Origin of the sequence: Pantoea sp. NGS-ED-1003 (assembly GCF_000738765.1) — a bacterium.
Classification (GTDB): domain Bacteria; phylum Pseudomonadota; class Gammaproteobacteria; order Enterobacterales; family Enterobacteriaceae; genus Pantoea; species Pantoea septica.
In genome coordinates this window covers 501865-517299 of the sequence record NZ_JPQA01000002.1, presented here as the reverse complement: position 1 = coordinate 517299, position 15435 = coordinate 501865, and the positions used below count along the sequence as shown (strand labels likewise).

Genomic DNA, 15435 nt, shown 5'->3' with positions numbered 1-15435 from the left:
TCGCGCCTTTTTTTACGCCTGTCGATTGCTTATCGCGGCTGCGCCTCAGCCTCAACCCGCAGCTGCGACTTGCGGCCCATCACCAGCACCGCGATACCGCCCGCCGCGCAGAGCAACGCCAGCGGCATCATCGCCAGCGTATGGCTGCCGGTCGCCTGATTGATCATGCCGTACACGTTCACCATCAGGCCGCCGCCGATCAAATTGGCGACAGCGCCGATAGCCGCCAGCCCGGCCGCCGCGGTCGAAGAGGATAACCAGCCTGAGGCCAGCGCCCAGAACGGACCTTTCATCGAATAGGCGCCGATTAACACCAGCGACAGGATCACCACGCTGCCGGTGAGAGACTGGCTGATAAAGGCGGAAAGCAGGCCGCCCGCAATCAGGAACAGCGTCAAAGCGGTATGCCAGCGTCGTTCGCCGGTGCGGTCTGAACTGCGGCCCCACACAATCATCAGCACCGATGCCAGCCCGTAAGGGATCGCGTTCACCAGGCCAGTGGTAAAGTTATCCAGCCCAAACGACTTCAACAGCTGCGGCGACCAGACGCTGAGCGTGGATCCGGCGGCGGAAGCGCCGGCGTAGATCAGCGCCATGACCCAGATATGCTTGTGGCGCAGCAGCTGCCACAGGGAAATATGGCCGATGGCTTTGCGTTGGGCATTTTCCGCCGCCAGAGTGGATGAGAGCCAGTTGCGCTGCTCGCTGGTGAGCCAGCTCGCGCTGTCCGGACGATTGCTCAGCACGAAAAAGGCCGCCACGCCCAGCAGCACCGCGGGAACGCCTTCGAGAATGAAGAGCCAGTGCCAGCCGCGCATGCCGAACCAGCCGTCCAGCGACAGGATCGCGCCGGAAATCGGCGACCCGATAAAGTTAGCGGCCGGGATCGCCACCATAAAGGTAGCGATAACGCGCGCGCGGTACTTCGCCGGGATTCAGTAGGTGAGATAGAGGATAACGCCGGGAAAGAAACCCGCTTCCGCGGCGCCCAGCAGAAAGCGCAGCAGATAAAGCATTTCGCTGCTCTCTACAAAAGCGGTGCAGACCGACACGATGCCCCAGGTAATCATGATGCGGGAGATCCAGATCTTTGCGCCGATCTTTTGCATCGCCAGGTTGCTCGGCACTTCAAACAGAAAGTAGCCGATAAAGAACAGGCTGCTGGCCAGGCCGAAAACCGCTTTCGACAACCCCAGATCCTCATTCATTTGCAGCGATGCCATGCCGATATTGCCCCGGTCGATGATCGCAATCAGGTAACAGACGATCAAAAAGGGCAGGATCCGCCAGACGACGCGCCTGACGGTTTGCCTTTCCAGCTCTGAGGGCGCAGATGAAGCGTGCATCTTTTCAGACATGATGTACCTCTTAACAGAAGTCGTCCCCGGCAAAGCGCGAACTTGCGGGAGTAGGTTGTTTTACTGTGTAAAACTATTATGTACAGAGTACAACTCATTATCTCTGCATGTGCTTTTATCTGCAGTGGCATGTTGCAAGGTTGAGTGAGATGTCACAAAAAGATGGCGCGATGATAGCGGTTATGTGATGCCATTAAAATTCTGCCCATGGTTGGGCAAGGTAAGGAAACAGGTAATGCTCCCCGGCGGGCGCCAGGGAGCAGCATCAGAAGCTGTAGTTCAGACTGACCGACATATTGCGCGGCTCCCCGTAAACGGCAGAGCTGTCGAGGTAAGAGTAGTATTCGCGGTCAAACAGGTTATGAAGATTCGCCTGCACGGCCAGCTGCTTCGTCACCTGATAGCGGGCAAAGAGATCCACCAGCGGGTAGCTGCCCTGGTAGAGGCGCTGCGTCTCGCCGCTCGGTCCGGTGATATCCTGATAAACGCGGTTCTGCCAGTTTATCCCGCCGCCCAGCGTCAACTCCGGCAGCATCGGCAGGCGATAGCGGCTAAAGAGCTTGAGCTGCGTTTGCGGCGCAAAACTGTTGTAGCGGCCGCTGCTGTCGCGCGCCACATAGCGCGTGGCGCTGAAGGTGAGTTGCAGATTGTCGGTGACTGCGCCATTTACCTCCAGCTCCGCGCCTTTACTCACCGCGCCCTGCGTCGCGCGGTAGGCCTGCTCGCTCGACCCGTTGACAAAGATGCCGTCAATCGCCTCGGCGGCGTTCTGTTGTTCGATGCGGAAAATAGCAAGATTGCTGGTCAGACGGCCATTCATCCAGTCCGCTTTCAGGCCGGTTTCATAGTTTTTCCCGGTAACAGGCGACAGCCAGGCGCCGTCGGCGCTGCGTTTGGTTTGCGGCGAGAAGATCGAGGTGTAGCTGGCGTAGGCGGAGAGACTTTCGCTCAGGTCGTACACCAGACCACCGTAAGGCGTCACGTTGTTCTTGCGCATATCGCCGCTGCTGCCGTCGGTGCTGTACTGCGTATAGCGCGCGCCGACGACCAGCGACAGCGGATCGGCCAGCGAGAAACGCGCGGCGGTATAGGCGGATTTCTGCCGCACGATATCGTCGTTATTCAGATACCAGTCGCCCCATTCAGGCTCGGCGAGGGAGCCGTCCCAGCTGCTGCTGAAGACCCCAAGCTGTTCGCTGCTGACCGGGCCGTTTGCGCTCCAGGAGGCGTTGTGCTGGCGGCTGTAGCTCAGCCCCGCCATCAGCTGATGCTGACGTCCCAGCAGCTCAAATGGGCCGCTGGCGTAGGCGTCCCAGGAGTCCAGCGTGCGTTTGCCGCGATCTTGGCTGCCGAAGCCGCTGGCGCCGAGTCCGGTTTCCTCGTCCGGATTATCCATAACGTAGAGCAGTTTGTCATTGAGGGTCTGTTCGCCGTGGGTGCCGTTCAGCTGGAAGGTCCAGCCGTTGTCCCAGTTATGGGTGACGTTGGCAAATACCTTACGCGATTCCACTGCATAACTCGCCCAGTCGGTCGAGGTATTGGTGCTGCGGTCGTAGCGGGTGCGCGATCCGTTGCTGAACAGGCTCGGTAAGCCGCCCCAGGTGGGGTTGCCGGTATGCTGCTGCTGATAATCCCAGCCGAGCGACAGGGTGGTGTGGTCGCTCAGGTCGGCATCCACCACGCCATAGAGGAATTTTTTGGTTTTCTGGTAGCGATCGAGCCAGCTCTCCTGATTCTGGTAGCCGGCGATAACGCGGCCTCGCACGCTGCCGTCGGCGTTAAGCGGAGCGGAGAGATCCGCCACATAGCGCTGCGCGTTCCAGCTGCCGTAGCTGGCGCTGAGGTTGCCAGTAAAGGTTTTGCTGTCGGCGTGCTTGCGCACCATATTGACCGTAGCGCCTGGATCCCCCGCGCCGGTCATCAGGCCGTTGGCACCGCGCACAATTTCGATGCGATCGTAAATCGCCGTATCTTCTGCAGCGTCGCCATAGTTCCAGGCGTCGCCCGTGGTGGTGGGGATGTTGTCATAGGAGAAGTCGGTGATCTGAAAGCCGCGTGAGTAGTAGTAGCTGCGCTCGCTGTCAACCTGCTGCGATGAGACGCCGGTGGCGTTGGTCAGCACATCATCTACCGTCTGAAGATCCTGATCGTCTATGCGCTGGCGGGTGACGACAGTAACCGACTGCGGCACGTCACGCGGCGTCAGCAGCATTTTGGTGCCGGCTCGCGTGGTGGTGACCTGATAATCCTGACTGCTTTGTGCCGCGTCCGTCACGCTGCCGTCAACCACCAGCTGCTGAGGCGAAGCGTCGCTCTCTGCGGCCCAGGCGGAATGCGCGCCAGCGTGGATCGCCAGCGCCAGCAATGTGAGCGTGAAGGTTTTTATCGATCGTGGTGCGCGCGCTGCCGCGCCTGTTTCCCTGCCGCTGAAAGACATAATTTTTTCCATCAGGAAGTATTGTTATGGTGCCCTTGCTCGTCTCTGTCGCAACGAAGCGCAGAGAATATGGGACTGTAATGAGAACGTTAATGATAATCATTTGCTTTAATTCGGCGCAGATAAATTGCGTCGCATTTGTAACTGAATGTAAAAATGATATTAATCATATTGTTAAAATTAGAATTGCATCATCTCAGCAGCGGCATCAGAACAAGCTGTTCATAAAGCAAACGTAATTACCTCTCTGAGCGGCACGGCGGTAGACGTCGTCAGGCCTGGCCACAGGCAACCGGATTGTCGACTTTGATGTTAATGAGTATGATTCTCATTCATTTTGCTATTCCCGCCTCGGCAGCGCCTGACGGGAGAAGCTTTTCCATTGATGGAGTCCTGCATGAAATCGCTATTCACCCCGCGCCAACGCGCGCTTGCCGTTGTCATTATCGCAGCGTCAGCTCTGACGGCCTGTCAGACACCGGCGCGCACTGCTGCGCCCGCCGCGACGGCTGTAGCTAAGCCCGCCGCCGCTAACCTGACGCAGCGCGAGCTGGGCGAGGGGCTTTACGAGATGGCTTACGCGCCTGCGGCAAACGCCCTGTTTGTCGCCAGCGCGCAGGGCTTTAATGCGGTAAACGGCGGCGTTATTTATCGTCTTGATCCCACTACGCTGGCGACCAAAGGCGTCACCCACACCGATCTGAAAAACTTCGGCATGGCGGTGGACAGCAGCGGAGATCGCTTTTGCGCCACCAACACGCTTGACGGCGGCGTCTCGCAGGTGGATGTGCAGAGCGGCAAGGTGCTGCAGCGTCTGATGTTCAAAGGTAAAGATAAAGATGGCGATCCCATCGGTGCGCGAGAAGTGCTGTTCCACAACAACGAACTCTTCATTGGGGGCGTGGCCGATCCCGGCTTTATCTCTGTGGTGGATGCGAAGCGCATGACGCTGAAAAAGCGCATTCCCAACGCTGGAAAATGGGTGACCGGCATCATTTACTCGTCGCTGACCGACCGCGTCTATGCTGCCAACGGCGGCGGCGAAATTCTGGTGATCAATCCTCATACCCACCGTATCGAGAAACGTCTCTCGCCGCATGACGGCAAAGAGTATCTGTTCCTGAACCTGGCGGAGGATCCCGCTACCGGCCGCCTGTTCGTCACTGACGACTCAAAAGCGAAAGCCACGCTGGTGTTTGACGAACGTTCCGGCAAAGTGATCAAACGTCTCGAAGGCGATGCGCTGGGCATTAAGTTCAACCCGGCGCGCAATGAGATCTATATCAGCCAACGCGAGTCGAAGAAGGTGCTTCAGCTTGACGCCACCAGCTACGCGGTGAAAAACAGCTGGGCATTTAACAGCCATCCCAACAGCCTGCTGCTTTCCCCAGACGGCGGGGTGCTCTACGTCACACTGAAGCAGGACTTCAACAAAGACAACTCCACGAAAGGGCCGGACAGCGTAGTGCGCATTGCGCTGCCGTAATGCGCCGCGCTAACGATAGAGCTTTAGATTGCCGGTCAGGCGGGTAACTGCTTTCTTCGGTCCCGCAGCCCCAGCGCCACCAGTTCGATAGCGACTTCCTGTTGCAGGTAGTGGCCGCCGATCTCGACAGCTTTGCCGATTTCGCCATGAGCGTTATGCGTCGCCTGCCGGGAATCAAAGAGATGCAGAGCATGTCCGAACCGACGCGGCCGGCCGTGTCGCTTTAGCCTTGAGTCATCTGGCGAAAGCGCGCCGCCTTGGCCCGGTTGCCGCAGAGTGCCATGCTGCACCAGCGGCGGCGATGCGCTTTGGTGCGGTCGTAAAACCACAGCGTGCAGTCGGGATGCTCGCACTCGCGCACCAGCGAGAAATCGCCGTTTACCAGTAGATCGGCAGCCTGTTCCGCCACCGGACCCAGCTGCTGCTCGGGCGTGGCCGTCGCGTAGACACGGCGATACTCATACTGGCCGTCGCGATTCAGCGTCAGCTCAAAGTGGCTGGAGGCGCTGCGAAGGAAGCGATTGAGCTGCTCCGGCTGCCATATCTCTTCTCTCTTTTTCCGTTGTACCGCCTGCAGGATAACGGCGCGCAGTTCACGCGCCGCCTTGAGCAATCCGCCAGCGTGCGCTTCACGCTCCCTCCCGGCTGACCCGCATCCCGCCGCCTCAAGCCAGCGCACCACATCCTCGTCACGCTGAAAAAAATCATGCGGCTCGCCATCGACCTGCGCCACGGTGTTCAGAAAATCGAGCGCCAGATGATCGCCAATCTGCAACGGCGCGGCGGGTAAGCTTTCGCTGTTTCTCTCTTTCATTTGATTTGGCTCTCCTGATAACCATTAAAGATTACTTTGAATGGTTACTTGCTGCAACGGTGACGCACTCAAGTAACCGCTAAAAATAACTTTTAAAGGTTTAAATTCTGTGCCAGGGTATAAATCAACCTGTAAAAAACAACTTTAACGGTTACATGAGAGGTCGAAATGATCAGCAATCCGCTCTATCCAGTGCATTATCGCTATGTCGACGCTGACGGCGTGCGCGTGTTCTACCGCGAGGCAGGCAATCCTGAACTTCCCACGCTGCTGCTGCTGCACGGCTATCCCAGCTCCTCGCATCAGTTTCGCGATCTGATTCCCTTGCTGAGCGACAGATTTCATCTGGTGGCGCCCGATCTGCCTGGCTTTGGTTTTACCGAAGTGCCGGACGCGCGCCGTTACGTCTATAGCTTCGACGCGCTGGGCGAAACGCTCGCCGCGTTCGTCGATGCATTACGGCTCGAACGCTACGCGCTTTACGTGTTCGACTATGGCGCGCCGAGCGGACTGCGGCTGGCGCTCGCTTATCCCGACAGGGTAACCGGCCTGGTGTCGCAAAACGGCAATGCTTATCTGGAAGGACTGGGCGACGCATGGGAGCCGATTCGCCGCTACTGGGCGCAGCCGACGCCGGAAAATCGCCAGGCCGTGCATGACAACGTGCTCAATCTGGCAGGAACCCGCTGGCAATATTTGCATGGCGTCAGCGACGAAACGCTGGTGGCGCCGGAAGGCTATATGCTCGATGCGCTGCTGATGGAGCGGCCCGGCAACAAAGCGATTCAGCTGGATCTCTTCCTGGACTACGCTAATAACCTGACGCGCTACCCGGCTTTTCAGCAGTTCTTCCGCGAAAAACAGCTGCCGACGCTGGTTATCTGGGGCAAACACGATCCCTTCTTTATTCCGCCGGGCGCGCAGGCTTATTTGCGGGATAACCCACAGGCGCAGGTCGAGCTGCTCGATACGGGCCATTTTGCGCTGGAAACCCATGCGGTCTATATCGCGCAGCGCATCAGACAGGTGATCGGCGGCGAAGCGGTTTAGATGGCGGATTTGCCGGGATAGCGTATGGTTAAACTTTGGCCGCACTATTTAAAGTGAATCATCAGGGGGGAAACATGGATTACGCTATCGCCAGCAATCTAGATGAGCTGAATGAACTGCTCAGCAGCGGGGAGCATAAATCAGTGGTTATCGGCTATGAGCTTTCTGCCGATGAGTTTTTTGGTATCGCGATGTACTGGGGCGATCGGGGCGCGAAAATCAAACGCGTCGACGGCAGTTTTCTGGTGAAGCTGGGGAAAAACGCCATTCCGCCGAACGACGAAATCTAGCATCTGGCTGAGTGATAACAGAGGGGCCGCGCTGAAGGCGGCCCGTCTGGTAGCCTTACTGAATCTCCGGCCAGGCGACCGCCGGAATGCCGTTCAGCTGCGGACGGGCAAACAGATAACCCTGGAAATTGCTGATGCCAGCGGCTTCCAGCCACATCCACTCTTCCGGTTTCTCGACCCCTTCAGCGATAACGCTGATCTCCAGCGAGGAGCAGCATTTAAGAATCGCATGCACAATCGCCTGTTTCGGCCCGCTTTTGTGCACGTCGATAATGAGATTACGGTCGATTTTAATTTTGTCCGGCTGGAAACGAGACAGTAGCGACAGCCCGGCAAAGCCGGCGCCGAAATCATCCAGCGCGATGCTGATGCCTGCCGCGCGCAGTTGCTTAACGGCGATGGTGAACTCATCAAGACGTGAAATCACCTCATTTTCCGTCACCTCCACCACCACCTGTTCCGGCACCAGTCCATTCTGCTTGATCTGATCCAGCAAAATCTCTACCGCGTTCGGCACCACCACCAGCGACATCGGCAGTAAATTGACCGATAACGTCTGGCCCTGAATATCGAGCTTTTTCGCCAGCGCGAAGGCGACGCCTTTCGCTTTGATATCGGCAGCGTAAATCTCGTCGCCGGAGAACTGGGCGAAATAGTCGGTCGGCGCACTGCCGTCCGGCGTGCGGATCAGCGCCTCCAGCGAGACGATTTGCTGCATCAGCGGATCGATAATCGGCTGAAAGGCGAAGCTGCAGTCAGCGGCGTCCGGCGGCGCAATGGCTTTTTCCAGCGCCTCCTCTACGACAAAATGCAGGGTATCGGTCGGCGGGATTTCAAAGTAGTTGGCTTTTTCTCGCGCTTCGACGAAGGTGCGCAGGAACTGCAAGGCGCGGTCGTCATAGGTAAGCTGGTACTTTGAGGTACCTTTATTGAGCACCGCCTGCAGCACCGTCTCTTTGTCATACTTGCGCAGGTCGAACAGCTCCATGCCGACGTTGCCGAAGCGGCGCGACGGCGAATAGTCATACATCAGTTCAACTAAATTATGATGACGCTTATCCGCGCAAATGCGCTCATAAATGGCGCATACCGCTGCATCGGAACCCTCCAGAAGCTGAAAAAAATGGGTGCCGTCAAACAGCAAAATTCCGGTAACGTCGAAAGTCTCGTTCGTTGTATTGGCGCGTGTGGCTAAATTATCCAGCGTTTTTACAGGCACGTCGTCTGATAGATGGCTGCGATAGATTATTGTTGTCAGCATGGATAATTCCAGTCTTAGCTTTTGTGAGGCACACATTAACAGAGGTCGCGCAGGAATTGTCTAGCGCTTTTTTTTAGAAATAAAAAAAAGTTTGCGAGAAGGTGTTTTTTTAAAAAACAGGTCATAACAGTTTTTCGTTTCGCTTAAATTCCCTTTCTTTTAACGTTCCTCTTTTTCTTCACTTATATTATTTATAAGTCTCTGAAAGTGATTATGTTTTAGGGAAATGAAATCATCTGCTTTCAGGTCAGATAAAGTTGCAAGATAAATGCACGTTATCTCGGTACGCAGTAGTGCGTGGCGCCTGTCGGCAGAGCCTGAAATATCCTCGCCCGCCATTAGCCGCTTCGCTTTAATTACCGCTTAGTATTGCAAAAACGTTAACTATCGCCACGCTGCCAGTAAAGCGGAGAACCATAGACCTCGACAAAGTAATCGATCACCGCGCGCACGCTGAGCGGTGGATGGCGCGTATTGGGATAGATCGTCGCAATTTGCTGCGGCACGGGATTGATCCCCGCTTCAAACTCCTCCAGCAGCCTGACCAGCTTGCCCGTGCGCAGATGATCGCCCGTCAGCCAGTCAGGAAAAAGCACCATCCCCATGCCGCCCAGCGCGGCGGTCAGCAAGGTTTCAGCGTTGTTCGACGACAGCAGCGGCATCACCGGATAGTGCACCCAGGGCGCGCCGTCGCGCCGGAACAGCCAGCGATTGGCGCCCGCGGATCCGCGATAGACCAGACAGTGATGCTCGCTCAGCGCATCCGGACTGGCGATAACGCCATGCCTGGCGAGGTAGTCTGGCGCAGCGGCCAGATAGTAGCGCTGACTGCCCAGCACTCGCGCGTGAAATGAGGAGTCGGTGAGCGTGCCGATGCGAAAGATAAGATCGGTCGCGGTGCGATGCGGGTCGACATAGTCGTCAGTTAGCGTCAGCTCAATCTCCAGCAGCGGATAGCGTGCAGACAGGCCCGCCAGCCAGGGCGCGATATGCCGCTGGCCAAAAAAAACAGGCGCATTGAGCCGCACCAGGCCTGAGGGCTGAAGCGATCGCTCCTGCAATGCCTGACGCGCGTCGCTGAACTGGCTGTCAATGGCGCGCGCATAGTCAACAAACAGCCGGCCCGCTTCGGTCGGGATCACCGCGCGCGTGTTGCGGTAGAAGAGCTGCTGCCCCAGCGCATCCTCCAGCTGGAGAATAGTGCGCGACACCACGGAAGCGGATACCCCTTCGCGCCGCGCTACCACGGAAAAATTTTGCGCATCGTACACGCTAAGGAAAAAGCGCAGGGCGCGCAGATCAATCGAACCGGTACCGTCCATTAATGCAATTCCTGCAAAGGTGTTTGCTACACTATAGCGTTTTTCATCTTAATCGACTCCATTATGCTGTTTCGCTTCGATTTAAAGGAAGCGATTATGCAACTCATTTTTCTATTTCTGGTTATCGCCGGCGGGATGGGACTGTCGGTAGAGGCGGGGCTGCTCGGCCCATTGGGTCAGCAGGTTGGGGATCTCTGGGCGACGTTCAGCATTTTTAGCGTCGGCGCGGCGCTCACCTTTTTGCTGATGCTCTTTTTCAGCCCGCGCAATAGCCCGTCGTTTTTCGCCCAGCCGGGCTGGCAGCTGCTCGGCGGAATTTTAGGCCCTGGCTACGTGGTGATCCTGACGCTGGCGACGCCGGTGATCGGCATCGCCATGACGATGATCGGCATTCTCGCCGGTCAGGTATTTAAAAGCCTGGTGATTGACCACTTCGGCCTGCTGGGAACGCCGCATCGCAGAATCGATGGCAAGCGCATCATTGCGCTGGTGTTTATTGTTATCGCACTGGCGCTGGTCGCCCGAGGTTAATATGACGATTTTTATGATCTGTTTAGCGGTACTGGGCGGCGCGCTGCTGAGTATTCAGGCGGCGATTAACGGCCAGCTCGGCGCCAAAGTGGGCGTTTTCCGCTGCGCCTTTCTCACCTTCGCGCTGGGCGCAGTGGTAACGGCGCTGCTGATCTTCTTTTTTGAGCCGCCGCAGGCGCACAGCCTGATGGATGTGCCCAAGTGGCAACTGCTGGGCGCGCTGTGCGGCGTTCCCTATATCGTGATTATGGTGCTGGCGGTGCAGCGCATCGGGACGGCCGCAGCTACCGTCGCGGTTATCTTCGGCCAGCTCGCCATGAGCATGCTGATCGATAATTTCGGCTGGTTAGGCAATACGGCAATCGCCTTCTCGCCAGGCCGGCTGGCGGCGGTTATCTGCCTGGCGATTGCGCTGTTCTTTATCTACAGCAGCAACAAGCCGAAAAAAGCAAGTGCCTGACCGCGATGCCTGCGCCCTCTGCGCAGGCATTACTGATTGTCGCGTCTCGCATCCAGCCGGTTTTCAAATAACTGTTAAACTTACTGTTTGTGTTTAACAGGGGGAAATATGAAATTAGGCTTCGCGTGTAAATATCTGGATGCAGACGGCAAACAACATTTCCCGTTTAAGAGCACAACCCGTACCCGTTTTCTCAGATTGCCGCGCGATGAGCAGATTGCGCTGATCGCCAGCCTTGCCCGCCTGAACCTGACGAATTTTGCCGGCCTGCTAGAAACGCTGGCTATGCAGCCAGAGACCCTGCGCATGATGCGTATCGGCAGCGATCTGCTGCCGCTCTTTACCGTGCCGGAAGCGATGCCGCTCTACCGGGAATTTCTGCCCGATCTCTACCCGCTGTTTGAGCGCTGCGGCGCGCTGGCGCGGCAGCATGGGATCCGTCTCTCTTTCCATCCCGGACAATATTCGGTGCTGGCGTCGGATAATCCTGATGTGGTGCAGCGGGCGATCGAAGATGTGGAGTACCATGCGCTCTGCGCCGTACTGATGGGCTACGGCAAAACGTTTCAGGATTTTAAAATCAACATTCATATGAACGGTAAGAAAGGCTTCGAAGGATTTCAGCAGGCCTTTGGTCAGCTCACGCCCGAAGCGCGCAATATGCTGACGGTGGAAAATGATGAGATTTCCTGTTCGCTGGATGAGGTGCTGCAGGCGAGGGCGCTCTGTCCCATTGTATTGGATATCCATCATCACTGGGTGAAAGAGAACGCCTTTATTCAGCCGGACGATAGCCGTATCGCCTTGATTCAAGAGTCATGGCGCGGCGTTCAGCCGGTGCTGCACTATTCGATTTCGCAGGAAGGATTAATACCGGAACATGGCTATCCCGATCAGCAGAGCCTTGGCGTGGCGAAAACCAAACTGCGCGCGCATTCGGACTACTATTTCAATTCGACGCTGAACGACTGGGCGCTGTCGTTCAGCGCCTTTGATATCATGTGCGAGGTGAAAATGAAAAATCTCGCCAGTCAGCGGCTTTATGACTATGCGCTGAGCAGAGAGCTTATCGATCCCAGCCGAAGTGGGCGGTAATGGCGCGGCGGTAAGGGGTATCGATCTGCGCGGGCACCTGCAAAATATAGGCGCGCGCGTGGTCTGCCTCTTTGCCTTCCAGCTGCTGAAGATAGTCTATCGCCTGTGGCAGCGTAGGAACTAAACCTTCAACGCTGCCCAGCTTTGGCGGCAGTCCGGTCCAGATGACCGCATCCAGCTCACGGGTGCGCGCCCACTCGGCCAGCACGCCAGGCGTGTGCGCTGTTACGGAAAAAATGCCGATGCCGTCGACGCGTTCATCAGGGATCCCTTCGCGCTCGCGCAGCTGCAGGCAGGCTTGTCCTAAATCCTGCGTCGCCAGCCTTGCCCACAGCACCGGCGGCGCGTTCATGCAGATCGCGGTCGCCAGCTCGCCGCCGTCGCTGGTGCGGGAGAACTCGACTGGAAAGCGCGGGCCATCCTGATGCCATGCGCCTTCGACGGGAAGATCGCCCGGTTTCCAGATCAGCGAGCCCCAACCTAAACAGGCAATATTCATCGAGTGCTCCTGAAAAGAAAACCGCAAAAGAGAGGGTCAGTGCCTGCGTTTATCGCCCGGCATCGCATCGCCCTTAAAGTGATGCTCGTTGTTGTTGCGATCGCGTAACGTCACGCGAGACTGGGTGGATTGCGTGGTAAGGTTCTGCTGCACCTCGTTAATGGCGCGAACGATAATCTGCTGCCGCTCTTCATCAGCTTCTTCCGCCGCCATGCGCTGCAGGACGTCCATCAGCGCGCGGCTGGAAACCGCTTTATCAGACAGCAGCAGCTCCAGCGTCGCCTCGCCAATAACGATGTCGGTCAGTCTTTCTTCATTACTTTTATACATAACATTTGCTCTGTGTCCCGCTGCACGCCCCAGCAGTTGGGGCAGGATTGAGGTGCGGTTGACTACAGAAAGAACCAGCGCACCTGGCTGGTGCTGGCGTGAGCCAGCGAATGCCTGCTTACATCTTAAGGCCGTGCCGGAAAAACGGAAATCGTAACTGTAATCGGGAATTAGCGGCCCAATAGCAAGCCGATCAAACGCTGATAGTGTTTCTCTTCTTCGGCCGTCGAGGCAACTTCCAGTCGTCTTACCAGCTTAGTGCAAATACCTTTACGGTTGACGTTTTTGCCTGCGCGGAGAAGCTCAACAACGATCTGGCCCAGCGTTTCCTGTTCGGAAGGCAGGCTGGCTTCACGAAAATAACGTGCGATATCTTCGGATGAAGAGAGAAGGCTGCTGCTCTGACGCATAATTTTACCCCAACAAAATGAGTTAAACGATGATCAGTCAAAAAAACTGACAAGTTGTACATCGATAGTAAATGTGTACAAGAATATGCAAGAAAAAGCCGTTAACTTTTTTGCAAAAAATGCTCTCAAATGAGTATATCTTTTGTTAACCCTTTGTATTGTGGCGAAAGCGGGCCCAGCGTCAAGTATTTTTAGGACTCTTTTACGGCTGTACAACTTCTGTTAACCGTAACGCCCTGCAGGAAATTTCCTGCAGAGCGTCCGCCTTATACCTGCGCCATACCGCCATCAACAAAAAGTTCGGTGGCATTGATAAAGCTGGCCGCGTCGGAGGCGAGGAAGGCAACCACCTTGCCAATCTCCTCCGGTTCGCCCAGGCGACCTAACGGCACCTGCGCCGCCAGCGCGTCAAACAAGCCCTGGCGGTTCGCTTCATCCACCAGCTCACCCAGGCCTGGCGTGCGAACCGGACCTGGGCTGACAACGTTAACGCGAATAGCGCGCTCTTTAAGATCCAGCGCCCATGAGCGGGCGAAATTGCGCACCGCCGCCTTGCTGGCGCTGTATACGCTAAATCCGGCGGTGCCCTGCACCGAGGTAGTAGAGGAGGTTAAAATTACCGATGCGCCGTCTACCAGCAGCGGCAGGGCTTTCTGCACGGTAAAAAGCACGCCGCGCACGTTGGTGGCGAAGATACGGTCGAAATGATTTTCCGTAATCGCGCCCAGCGGCAGCATATCGCCTCCGCCCGCATTGGCGAACAGAATATCCAGGTGGCCGGCGCTGCGCGCTATCTCGGCGTAGACCGCATCAAGATCGGTGAGAAGCGAGGCGTCGGCGCGGATGCCGGTCGCGGCGGAACCGATAAGCGCCACCGCTTCATTCAGCGCTTCCTGACGGCGTCCGGTAATAAAGACGCGGGCGCCCTGTGCGGCGAGCTGCTGTGCTGACGCCAGGCCGATACCGCTGGTGCCGCCGGTTACTAAGGCGATTTTGCCGTTAAGTGCGTTAGTCATGATCGTTTCCTCTTAAGCGTGTGGGTTAGGGTCAGTGCGCCAGGTCACTTCAGCGCTGAGGAGCAATCTATCTCTTACGGATTTGTTGAAAAATCCTGTAAAATGAAAAGCACTATTTCTGTGTGTGGATAATTCAGGGTTCAGGAGACGACGATGGATCAGCTGATGGCGATTCGGGCTTTCTCCCGCGTGGTGGAAGCGGGTAATTTTACTCGCGCGGCGGACTCGCTCGATATGCCGAACGCCACGCTCAGCAAGCTGGTGCAGGAGCTGGAGGCGCACCTCGGCATCCGTCTGCTGCAGCGCACCACGCGCCGCGTCACGGTGACGCCGGAAGGGCGGGAATATTATGAGAAAACGCTGCGCGTCCTGCACGATCTTGAGGATATCGACGCCTCTTTCAACGTGGCGCGCAGCTCGCCGCGCGGCGACTTGCGCATTGACGTCGGCGGCTCCACCGCCAGCGAGGTGCTGATTCCGGCGCTGCCCGATTTTATGGCGCGCTATCCCGATATTCGTATCGATCTCGGCGTCGCCGACCGCGCCGTCGATCTGATTAGCGACAATGTCGACTGCGTGATCCGCGGCGGCCCGTTAAACGACTCCTCGCTGATCGCGCGCCAGATCGGCTTTGCTACTCTAATCACCTGCGCCACGCCCGCCTATCTCAAGCTCTATGGCGTTCCGGCCTATCCTGACGAACTTAAAAACGGCCATCGATTGATCAGCTACCTTTCGCCGCAGAGCGGACGCGCCTTTCCCTTCCGCTTTGAGCGCGACGGGGAAAAAACGGAGATTAAGGCGGACTATCGCGTCGGGGTAAACGAAAGCAACGCGCATCTGGCGGCGGCGCTGGCAGGGCTGGGCATCGTACAGACCTTTACCTATGCCACCGCGGCGCATATCAGCGCGGGGAGACTGGTGGAGATCCTCACGCCGTGGCGGCCGGCGCGCTATCCGTTTCATGTGGTTTACCCGCAAAATCGCTACGTGACGCATCGACTGCGGGTCTTTATTCGCTGGCTGCAGGAAATTTTTCCCGCGCGGGTAGGACCATAACGTCCTGCCACGGCAGG

Annotated in this window: 15 protein-coding genes and 2 pseudogenes; 8 read left to right on the top strand and 9 right to left on the bottom strand. The window is 57.1% G+C overall.

The genetic code is table 11. The features are described from left to right. Positions 1-29 precede the first annotated feature (29 nt). Both JS46_RS22850 and fhuE read right to left on the bottom strand, forming a co-directional pair. Positions 30-1358: pseudogene (locus JS46_RS22850) on the bottom strand (MFS transporter). A gap of 265 nt (positions 1359-1623) precedes the next feature. Then, a complete protein-coding gene (gene fhuE / locus JS46_RS05875) occupies positions 1624-3795 on the bottom strand; it encodes a ferric-rhodotorulic acid/ferric-coprogen receptor FhuE (protein WP_033748905.1) in 2172 nt (723 codons plus the stop codon). Between the two features lie 397 nt (positions 3796-4192). On the opposite strand from fhuE, the gene JS46_RS05865 reads away from it, so the two are divergent. Beyond that, positions 4193-5281: a YncE family protein gene (locus JS46_RS05865; RefSeq protein ID WP_033748902.1), complete on the top strand. Its 1089-nt coding sequence runs from the start codon at positions 4193-4195 to the stop codon at positions 5279-5281. 86 nt (positions 5282-5367) lie between these two features. Next, positions 5368-5508 (top strand): annotated as a pseudogene (locus tag JS46_RS23255) (Lrp/AsnC ligand binding domain-containing protein); the annotation flags it as partial. Here the strand turns inward: JS46_RS23255 and JS46_RS05860 are convergent. Then, positions 5505-6095: an ABATE domain-containing protein gene (locus JS46_RS05860; protein ID WP_033748901.1), complete on the bottom strand. Its 591-nt coding sequence runs from the start codon at positions 6093-6095 to the stop codon at positions 5505-5507. The pseudogene JS46_RS23255 and the gene JS46_RS05860 overlap by 4 nt on opposite strands. 168 nt (positions 6096-6263) lie before the next feature. Here JS46_RS05860 and JS46_RS05855 point away from each other — a divergent pair, with 168 nt between their 5' ends. Together JS46_RS05855 and JS46_RS05850 are read left to right on the top strand one after the other, a co-directional pair. Continuing rightward, positions 6264-7145, top strand: coding sequence for an alpha/beta fold hydrolase (locus tag JS46_RS05855; RefSeq protein WP_033748900.1), 882 nt, complete (start codon positions 6264-6266; stop codon positions 7143-7145). Positions 7146-7219: 74 nt separating this feature from the next. After that, positions 7220-7435, top strand: a complete 216-nt coding sequence (locus tag JS46_RS05850) for a hypothetical protein (protein ID WP_033748899.1) — start codon at positions 7220-7222, stop codon at positions 7433-7435. Positions 7436-7490: 55 nt separating this feature from the next. Here JS46_RS05850 and JS46_RS05845 read toward each other — a convergent pair whose 3' ends face one another. Next, on the bottom strand, positions 7491-8696 hold the full coding sequence (locus JS46_RS05845; protein WP_033748898.1) for a diguanylate phosphodiesterase: 1206 nt from the start codon (positions 8694-8696) through the stop codon (positions 7491-7493). Between the two features lie 380 nt (positions 8697-9076). Next, positions 9077-10018 (bottom strand): LysR family transcriptional regulator, encoded by a 942-nt coding sequence (locus JS46_RS05840; RefSeq protein ID WP_033748897.1) that lies wholly within the window; start codon positions 10016-10018, stop codon positions 9077-9079. 96 nt (positions 10019-10114) lie between these two features. On the opposite strand from JS46_RS05840, the gene JS46_RS05835 reads away from it, so the two are divergent. From JS46_RS05835 to JS46_RS05825, 3 genes are all read left to right on the top strand, one after another. After that, the gene (locus JS46_RS05835; RefSeq protein WP_033749106.1) at positions 10115-10549 is read left to right on the top strand and encodes a DMT family transporter; all 435 of its coding nucleotides are present in this window, start codon (positions 10115-10117) and stop codon (positions 10547-10549) included. A gap of 1 nt (position 10550) precedes the next feature. Next, entirely contained in the window at positions 10551-11009 is a 459-nt protein-coding gene (locus JS46_RS05830) for a DMT family transporter (protein ID WP_033748895.1), read from the top strand. A 108-nt stretch (positions 11010-11117) separates the two neighbouring features. After that, a complete protein-coding gene (locus JS46_RS05825) occupies positions 11118-12104 on the top strand; it encodes a UV damage endonuclease UvsE (RefSeq protein ID WP_033748893.1) in 987 nt (328 codons plus the stop codon). On the opposite strand, the gene JS46_RS05820 is transcribed toward JS46_RS05825, so the two are convergent. From JS46_RS05820 to JS46_RS05805, 4 genes are all read right to left on the bottom strand, one after another. Beyond that, positions 12076-12603, bottom strand: coding sequence for a hypothetical protein (locus JS46_RS05820; protein ID WP_033748891.1), 528 nt, complete (start codon positions 12601-12603; stop codon positions 12076-12078). The genes JS46_RS05825 and JS46_RS05820 overlap by 29 nt on opposite strands. 36 nt (positions 12604-12639) lie before the next feature. Further along, on the bottom strand, positions 12640-12933 hold the full coding sequence (locus tag JS46_RS05815) for a hypothetical protein (RefSeq protein ID WP_033748889.1): 294 nt from the start codon (positions 12931-12933) through the stop codon (positions 12640-12642). A 170-nt stretch (positions 12934-13103) separates the two neighbouring features. Continuing rightward, positions 13104-13343 carry a regulatory protein YcgZ gene (ycgZ, locus tag JS46_RS05810; protein ID WP_033748886.1) on the bottom strand — a complete coding sequence of 80 codons (240 nt, stop codon included), beginning with the start codon at positions 13341-13343 and terminating at the stop codon, positions 13104-13106. Positions 13344-13609: 266 nt separating this feature from the next. Further along, complete coding sequence (locus tag JS46_RS05805; RefSeq protein ID WP_033748884.1) at positions 13610-14359, bottom strand: SDR family oxidoreductase; 750 nt, start codon at positions 14357-14359, stop codon at positions 13610-13612. Positions 14360-14512: 153 nt separating this feature from the next. Between JS46_RS05805 and JS46_RS05800 the strand changes: the two genes are divergently transcribed. Then, positions 14513-15418, top strand: coding sequence for a LysR family transcriptional regulator (locus JS46_RS05800; protein ID WP_033748882.1), 906 nt, complete (start codon positions 14513-14515; stop codon positions 15416-15418). Positions 15419-15435 lie beyond the last annotated feature (17 nt).

Excerpts from the sequence above, each read along its gene's own strand:
- JS46_RS05835 (WP_033749106.1), top strand. The coding sequence starts at position 10,115 with ATGCAACTCATTTTTCTATTTCTGGTTATCGCCGGCGGGATGGGACTG.
- JS46_RS05815 (WP_033748889.1), bottom strand. The coding sequence starts at position 12,933 with ATGTATAAAAGTAATGAAGAAAGACTGACCGACATCGTTATTGGCGAG.
- JS46_RS05850 (WP_033748899.1), top strand. The coding sequence starts at position 7,220 with ATGGATTACGCTATCGCCAGCAATCTAGATGAGCTGAATGAACTGCTC.
- ycgZ (WP_033748886.1), bottom strand. The coding sequence starts at position 13,343 with ATGCGTCAGAGCAGCAGCCTTCTCTCTTCATCCGAAGATATCGCACGT.
- JS46_RS05830 (WP_033748895.1), top strand. The coding sequence starts at position 10,551 with ATGACGATTTTTATGATCTGTTTAGCGGTACTGGGCGGCGCGCTGCTG.
- JS46_RS05845 (WP_033748898.1), bottom strand. The coding sequence starts at position 8,696 with ATGCTGACAACAATAATCTATCGCAGCCATCTATCAGACGACGTGCCT.
- JS46_RS05800 (WP_033748882.1), top strand. The coding sequence starts at position 14,513 with ATGGATCAGCTGATGGCGATTCGGGCTTTCTCCCGCGTGGTGGAAGCG.
- JS46_RS05855 (WP_033748900.1), top strand. The coding sequence starts at position 6,264 with ATGATCAGCAATCCGCTCTATCCAGTGCATTATCGCTATGTCGACGCT.
- JS46_RS05805 (WP_033748884.1), bottom strand. The coding sequence starts at position 14,359 with ATGACTAACGCACTTAACGGCAAAATCGCCTTAGTAACCGGCGGCACC.
- fhuE (WP_033748905.1), bottom strand. The coding sequence starts at position 3,795 with ATGTCTTTCAGCGGCAGGGAAACAGGCGCGGCAGCGCGCGCACCACGA.
- JS46_RS05825 (WP_033748893.1), top strand. The coding sequence starts at position 11,118 with ATGAAATTAGGCTTCGCGTGTAAATATCTGGATGCAGACGGCAAACAA.
- JS46_RS05820 (WP_033748891.1), bottom strand. The coding sequence starts at position 12,603 with ATGAATATTGCCTGTTTAGGTTGGGGCTCGCTGATCTGGAAACCGGGC.
- JS46_RS05865 (WP_033748902.1), top strand. The coding sequence starts at position 4,193 with ATGAAATCGCTATTCACCCCGCGCCAACGCGCGCTTGCCGTTGTCATT.
- JS46_RS05860 (WP_033748901.1), bottom strand. The coding sequence starts at position 6,095 with ATGAAAGAGAGAAACAGCGAAAGCTTACCCGCCGCGCCGTTGCAGATT.
- JS46_RS05840 (WP_033748897.1), bottom strand. The coding sequence starts at position 10,018 with ATGGACGGTACCGGTTCGATTGATCTGCGCGCCCTGCGCTTTTTCCTT.